This is a genomic window from Streptomyces sp. 150FB, from assembly GCF_000818195.1.
In the GTDB taxonomy this organism is placed as follows: domain Bacteria; phylum Actinomycetota; class Actinomycetes; order Streptomycetales; family Streptomycetaceae; genus Streptomyces.
Genome location: NZ_JTHL01000001.1, coordinates 5913433 through 5919632 on the forward strand (window position 1 = coordinate 5913433; position 6200 = coordinate 5919632).

Below are 6200 nucleotides of genomic sequence, written 5' to 3' on the forward strand. Positions count from 1 at the left end.
CGCCGTCCCCCGCGCCGTCCGCGCCGCCCGCGCCGCCCGGCCCGGCGCCGAAGTACCCGCGCGTACGATCGGATTCATGGAGCCCCGCGACTGGACCGACGAACATGTGGCGCGCTGGCAGCCCGTCCTGCCCGACCTCGACCCGGACATCGAGGGCGCCGTCACCCGGATGGACAAGCTCGGGGTCCATCTGCGCCGGGTCCGCGAGCGGTTCCTCGCCGAATCCGAGCTGGACCGCCACGAGTTCGACACCCTGCACGCGCTCGCCGGCCGCGCGGGCAGGGCGACCCCCTCGCAGCTCACCGCCGACCTCGGCCTGGCGGCCGCCTCGGTCACCGGCCGCCTCGACGCCCTGGAACGGCGCGGCTTCGTCCGGCGTACGCCCTCGGCGGCCGACCGCAGGCGGGTCGACGTCGAGCTGACGGAGGACGGCGGGGCGACCTGGCTGCGGGCCATGGATGTCCTCGGACACGAGGAGTACCGGCTGCTCGGAGTGCTCTCGGCGGACGAGCGCGCGGTGCTCAACTCGATGCTGCGGCGCATCATGATCGTCGCGGAGGAGCGTGACAGCTCACAGTGAGGGCGTCCGCGCGCGCCGGGCGCCGGAGGAGGAGCAGACTGGTGCGATGGCATCCGATTCCCCGTGCAAGGGCGAGGCAGCCCTCCCCGACGGCATGCGCGACCGGCTCTCGCTGCGCAAGGAACAGGTCTCGGTCAGCCTCCGCAAGCACGACGCCGCCGACGCGAAGGCGCGCGTCGTCCTCGTACTCGACGCCTCCGTCTCCATGGCCGCGCTCTACTCGCGCGGAGTGGTCGCCGACGTGGTCGAGCGGGTGGCGGCCGTGGCGGCCCAACTCGGCGGCGAGGGAGGCGGGATGCGCGCCTGGACCTTCGCCACGCACCCGGCCAGGCTGCCCGACCTCGCCCTGGAGGAGCTGCCCGAGTGGCTGCGGCTGCACGTACGCGTGGGCCAGCTCGGCCTCTTCGGACGGCCGAGGCGGCGCAGGCGCGGGCTCGATCCGCGCCAGATCGACATGCGCGCCGTCGGCATCCAGAACGAGGAACACCGAGTCATCGCCGAGATCCGCGGCTACGTACGCGCGCACCCGCTGCGCGAGCCCACGCTCGTCCTGTTCTTCTCCGACGGCGGTGTGCACAGCGACGAGGAGATCGAACGCGAACTGCGCGCATCCGTCGAGGAGCCGCTGTTCTGGCAGTTCGTGGGGCTCGGCCGAGCCGACTACGGGGTACTGGAACGCTTCGACACCCTGACCGGGCGCCGCGTCGACAACGTCGGCTTCTTCGCCGTCGACGACATCGCCAGGACGTCCGACGCCGAGCTGTACGACCGGCTGCTGTCGGAGTTCCCGTCCTGGCTCACGGCGGCCCGCCGCGCGGGCATCGTCGAGTGACCGGCCCCAGTACACACCGAGCACACCAAGCACACTAAGCACACCGGGTACGCCACGTACCCCCGGTCACATGCTGCTGAGCGAACGCGCGTAGCCGATCTGCCCCATGACCATCTGGAAGCTCCCCGGATGCGTGGCGGGCACCATCGTCGAGTGATGCCGTCCCGCGCTCGTCACCGTGACCTGGATGAACCCGCTGGTGGTCCGCTCCTTCATCAGCAGGAAGAGCAGACCGAGCAGGCAGAAGATGAAGAAGACGATCGCCAGGACGATGGCGTGCGTCGGGATCTTCTCCTCCGTACGGGACAGGTCCGTCGCGTTCCACACCGCGCCCCTGAGCGGCAGGACACCCGCCGGCGTCACGATGCCCTCGTTCATGACGGTGATGTCCCCGATCGACACCAGCGGCGTCCCCGAGTTGCCGGCCCCGAACGGCACTCCGCCGGGCAGTGTTTCGCCGTACCCGGGACCGGAGTTGGGGTAGCCGTACCCCGGGGCCGCGTTCGGGTAGCCGTACGCGGGACCGCCCGGCACGCCGTCCTGGGGCGGCGTGGGACCCCACTGGTACTCCCCGTTCGCGTACGGATTGGGCTCGCTCATGTCTCTCCCCGTTCCCCTGGCTTCCTGTCAGACATCGATCCTGGCACAGAAAGCGGCCCGCCTCCGCGCGTTCGACACGCGGAGACGGGCCTCTCCAGGGCCTCCCCGAAGCTTCCTCAGAAACGGCGCGTGATCAGCGCGCGCTTGACTTCCTGGATCGCCTTCGTGACCTCGATACCGCGCGGGCAGGCGTCCGTGCAGTTGAACGTCGTGCGGCAACGCCACACGCCGTCCTTGTCGTTGAGGATTTCGAGCCGCTGCTCCCCGGCCTCGTCACGCGAGTCGAAGATGAAGCGGTGCGCGTTGACGATCGCCGCCGGGCCGAAGTACTGCCCGTCGTTCCAGAACACCGGGCACGACGACGTGCAGGCGGCGCACAGGATGCACTTGGTGGTGTCGTCGAAGCGCTCACGGTCCTCGGCGGACTGGTGGCGCTCGCGCGTCGGCTCGTTGCCCGTGGTGACCAGGAAGGGCATCACGTCGCGGTACGCCTGGAAGAACGGTTCCATGTCCACGATCAGGTCCTTGAGGACCGTCAGGCCCTTTATGGCCTCGATCAGGATCGGCTTGGAGACGCCGTTCTTGTCCGTGGAGACGATGTCCTTGACGAGCGTCTTGCACGCCAGCCTGTTACGGCCGTTGATACGCATGGCGTCCGAGCCGCAGATCCCGTGCGCGCAGGAGCGCCGGAAGGTGAGCGTGCCGTCCATCTCCCACTTGATCTTGTGGAGACCGTCGAGCACCCGCTCCTTCGGGTCGATGTCGAACTCGAAGTCCTGCCACGTCGACTCGGCCGAGACCTCGGGGTTGAAGCGGCGGATCCGGAACGTGACCGTGATGAGGTGCGAAGCCGCGGAGGCCGCCTCGACCCGGTCCATGGTGGCTGTAGACATCAGTACTTACGCTCCATCGGCTGGTAGCGGGTCTGGACGACCGGCTTGTAGTCGAGACGGATGGACTCGCTGCCGTCGTCGCCGACCTCGCGGTACGCCATGGTGTGGCGCATGAAGTTCACGTCGTCCCGGTTGGGGAAGTCCTCGCGGTAGTGACCGCCGCGCGACTCCTTGCGGGCGAGCGCCGACACGGCCATCACCTCGGCCAGGTCGAGCAGGTTGCCCAGCTCGATGGCTTCGAGCAGATCCGTGTTGAAGCGCCGGCCCTTGTCCTGGATGGACACGTTCAGGTAGCGCTCGCGCAGCTCGCCGAGCTTCTCCACCGCGGTCTTGATCGTCTGCTCCGTACGGAAGACCATGACGTTGGCGTCCATGGTCTCCTGGAGCTCCAGGCGCAGCGCCGCGACCCGCTCCTTGCCCGTGGAGTTACGCAGGTGCTCGACCCGCGTCTCGACGAACTCGGCCGGGTTCTCGGGGAGTTCGACGAACTCGCTCTTCTCGGCGTACTCGGCGGCCGCGATGCCCGAGCGGCGTCCGAAGACGTTGATGTCGAGCAGCGAGTTCGTGCCCAGGCGGTTGGCGCCGTGCACCGAGACGCACGCGACCTCGCCCGCGGCGTAAAGCCCGGGCACCACCGTGGTGTTGTCGGCGAGGACCTCACCCTGGACGTTGGTGGGGATGCCGCCCATGGCGTAGTGCGCGGTCGGCTGGATCGGGATCGGGTCCGTGTACGGCTCGATGCCCAGGTACGTACGCGCGAACTCGGTGATGTCGGGCAGCTTGGCGTCGAGCTGCTCCGGCGGCAGGTGCGTCAGGTCCAGGTAGACGTGGTCGCCCTCGGGACCGCAGCCGCGGCCCTCGCGGATCTCCGTGTAGATGGAGCGCGAGACGACGTCACGCGAGGCGAGGTCCTTCATGACGGGCGCGTACTTCTCCATGAAGCGCTCGCCGTCCTTGTTGCGCAGGATGCCGCCCTCACCGCGGGCGCCCTCCGTCAGCAGGATGCCCATGCGCCAGATGCCCGTCGGGTGGAACTGGAAGAACTCCATGTCCTCCAGCGGCAGTCCGCGCCGGTAGCAGGCCGCCTGGCCGTCACCGGTCAGGGTGTGCGCGTTGGACGTCACCTTGAAGAACTTGCCGTTGCCGCCGGACGCGTAGATGACGGACTTCGCCTGGAAGATGTGGATCTCGCCGGTGGCCAGCTCGTAGGCGACCACACCTGCGGACACCTTCACACCGTCGACCTCGGCCATCAACTGGTCCAGGACGTAGAACTCGTTGTAGAACTCCACCCCCTCCTTGACGCAGTTCTGGTAGAGCGTCTGGAGGATCATGTGGCCCGTACGGTCGGCCGCGTAGCAGGACCTGCGGACCGGCGCCTCACCGTGGTTGCGGGAGTGGCCGCCGAAGCGCCGCTGGTCGATGTTGCCTTCCGGCGTCCTGTTGAAGGGGAGGCCCATCTTCTCCAGGTCGAGGACCGCGTCGATGGCCTCCTTCGCGAGGATCTCGGCGGCGTCCTGGTCGACCAGGTAGTCGCCGCCCTTGATCGTGTCGAAGGTGTGCCACTCCCAGTTGTCCTCCTCCACGTTGGCGAGCGCCGCGGCCATGCCGCCCTGCGCCGCTCCCGTGTGGGACCGCGTGGGGTAGAGCTTCGTCAGCACGGCGGTACGGCTGCGCTTGGTCGACTCGATGGCCGCGCGCATTCCGGCGCCGCCGGCGCCGACGATGACAGTGTCGTACTTATGGATCTTCATTGCTCTCGTCAGCCCCGGCTTTAGGCGATGTTCGGGTCGAAGGTGAAGATCACCAGCGTGCCCAGGAAAATGGTGAACGCTGTGGCGGCGTAGACGAGGCCCTTCAGCCACAGGCGCGTGGTGGTGCTCTCCGCGTAGTCATTCACGATCGTGCGGAGGCCGTTGGCGCCGTGCAGCATGGCCAGCCACAGCATCAGCAGGTCCCAGACCTGCCAGAACGGGGACGCCCAGCGGCCGGCCACGAAGGCGAAGCCGATCTTGCTGACGCCGCCGTCGAGCACCAACTGGATGAGCAGGTGGCCGAGGACGAGGACGACCAGCACGACGCCGGAGAGGCGCATGAAGAGCCAGGCGGCCATCTCGAAGTTGCCGCGGGTCGACTTCGGGGTCTTCGAGGTGCGCCGGCGCGGTGCCTCGATGAGGGGAGCCGGGTGGTCGACGCCGTACAGGCTGGCGCCTTCGACCGGACTGATCGCGGAATCGGACGGGGTGGGGGACGTGGTATCTGCGGACATCGGTCTCAGCTCCCGAAGACTTCGCGAAAGGCGTGGCCGAGTACGGGATAGAGGGCGCCGACCATCAGGACGACCCAGATACCGACAGCGGTCCAGAGCATCTGCTTCTGATAACGGGGGCCCTTGGACCAGAAGTCCACGGCGATGACGCGCAGGCCGTTGAGCGCGTGGAAGAGGATGGCGGCCACAAGGCCGTACTCGAGCAGCGCGACGACCGGGTTCTTGTAGGTCGCTACGACGTTGTCGTAGGCCTCGGGGGAAACACGGACGAGAGCGGTGTCCAGCACGTGTACGAACAGGAAGAAAAAGATGAGGACGCCGGTGACTCGATGAGCCACCCATGACCACATTCCTTCCCGGCCGCGGTACAGCGTTCCAGCCGGCACGGAAAAACCCTCCGGGAGCGGGGATCGGGGCCGGCCGCCATCTTCTACTCAATCAAGCACAGTGGTGTCGGTCGCGCCCGGCCGGGTACGGTCCACCGGCCCCGGCCATCGTAGCGACGTGTTGTCGGTTCGCTTGCCCGGGGGCCACGGGTGTGATCAAACACGCAGTTAAAGAGCCACGGACGGGCTATCAGGACACGCCGAATTTCTGGATACTGTATGCAATTCGTCGCCGGCTTCCGGGGGTTCCGGAGGGTGGGAGATCAGGCGCGCAATTCGGCCCCGGGCGAGCCTGCGCAGTTCGTCGGCGGCCACCGACCGTTCCTCGTCCGGGTCGTGGGAGAGGCGGGTACGGATCGCGGCCAGCACCTGGTTCAGATACTCCTCGGGACGGTGACCGTCGAGGCTGATCACGAACGCGTGGCCGAAGCTGCTCTCGTACGCGGCGTGCGCCGCGCGCAGCGCGGTCTGGGCCGCGGCGGGCGCGCCCAGGCCGGGACCGGCTGACGACTCGTCGGCGAGCGCCTCGGCGAGATCGGCGAACGAGAGGTCGTAGCTCGCCTCGTCGGCGGCGGCGAGCAGGACGTCCAGGTCACCGTACGGACGGTGCCTGACCAGGCGCTGCGCCCAGCGGCGGCTG

General features: G+C 68.3%; 7 protein-coding genes and 1 pseudogene. 2 read left to right on the top strand and 6 right to left on the bottom strand.

The genetic code is table 11. From position 1 onward, the window contains the following. The first annotated feature begins 76 nt into the window (after window positions 1-76). Window positions 77-580 carry a MarR family transcriptional regulator gene (locus QR77_RS25540; protein WP_040024426.1) on the top strand — a complete coding sequence of 168 codons (504 nt, stop codon included), beginning with the start codon at window positions 77-79 and terminating at the stop codon, window positions 578-580. A 67-nt stretch (window positions 581-647) separates the two neighbouring features. Then, window positions 648-1412: pseudogene (locus QR77_RS25545) on the top strand (VWA domain-containing protein); the annotation flags it as partial. Window positions 1413-1478: 66 nt separating this feature from the next. Here QR77_RS25545 and QR77_RS25550 read toward each other — a convergent pair. The 6 genes from QR77_RS25550 to QR77_RS25575 form a co-directional block, all read right to left on the bottom strand. After that, entirely contained in the window at window positions 1479-2012 is a 534-nt protein-coding gene (locus QR77_RS25550) for a hypothetical protein (RefSeq protein WP_040024427.1), read from the bottom strand. Between the two features lie 116 nt (window positions 2013-2128). Continuing rightward, window positions 2129-2905, bottom strand: a complete 777-nt coding sequence (locus QR77_RS25555; protein ID WP_040024428.1) for a succinate dehydrogenase iron-sulfur subunit — start codon at window positions 2903-2905, stop codon at window positions 2129-2131. After that, window positions 2905-4659 carry a succinate dehydrogenase flavoprotein subunit gene (gene sdhA, locus QR77_RS25560; RefSeq protein ID WP_040024429.1) on the bottom strand — a complete coding sequence of 585 codons (1755 nt, stop codon included), beginning with the start codon at window positions 4657-4659 and terminating at the stop codon, window positions 2905-2907. The genes QR77_RS25555 and sdhA overlap by 1 nt, the downstream gene beginning before the upstream one ends. 20 nt (window positions 4660-4679) lie before the next feature. Then, the gene (locus QR77_RS25565) at window positions 4680-5174 is read right to left on the bottom strand and encodes a succinate dehydrogenase hydrophobic membrane anchor subunit (RefSeq protein WP_040024430.1); all 495 of its coding nucleotides are present in this window, start codon (window positions 5172-5174) and stop codon (window positions 4680-4682) included. A gap of 5 nt (window positions 5175-5179) precedes the next feature. Then, entirely contained in the window at window positions 5180-5560 is a 381-nt protein-coding gene (gene sdhC, locus QR77_RS25570; RefSeq protein ID WP_078877116.1) for a succinate dehydrogenase, cytochrome b556 subunit, read from the bottom strand. A 168-nt stretch (window positions 5561-5728) separates the two neighbouring features. Continuing rightward, window positions 5729-6200: 2-oxo-4-hydroxy-4-carboxy-5-ureidoimidazoline decarboxylase (locus QR77_RS25575; RefSeq protein ID WP_078877118.1), on the bottom strand; the 472-nt coding region annotated here is incomplete at its 5' end.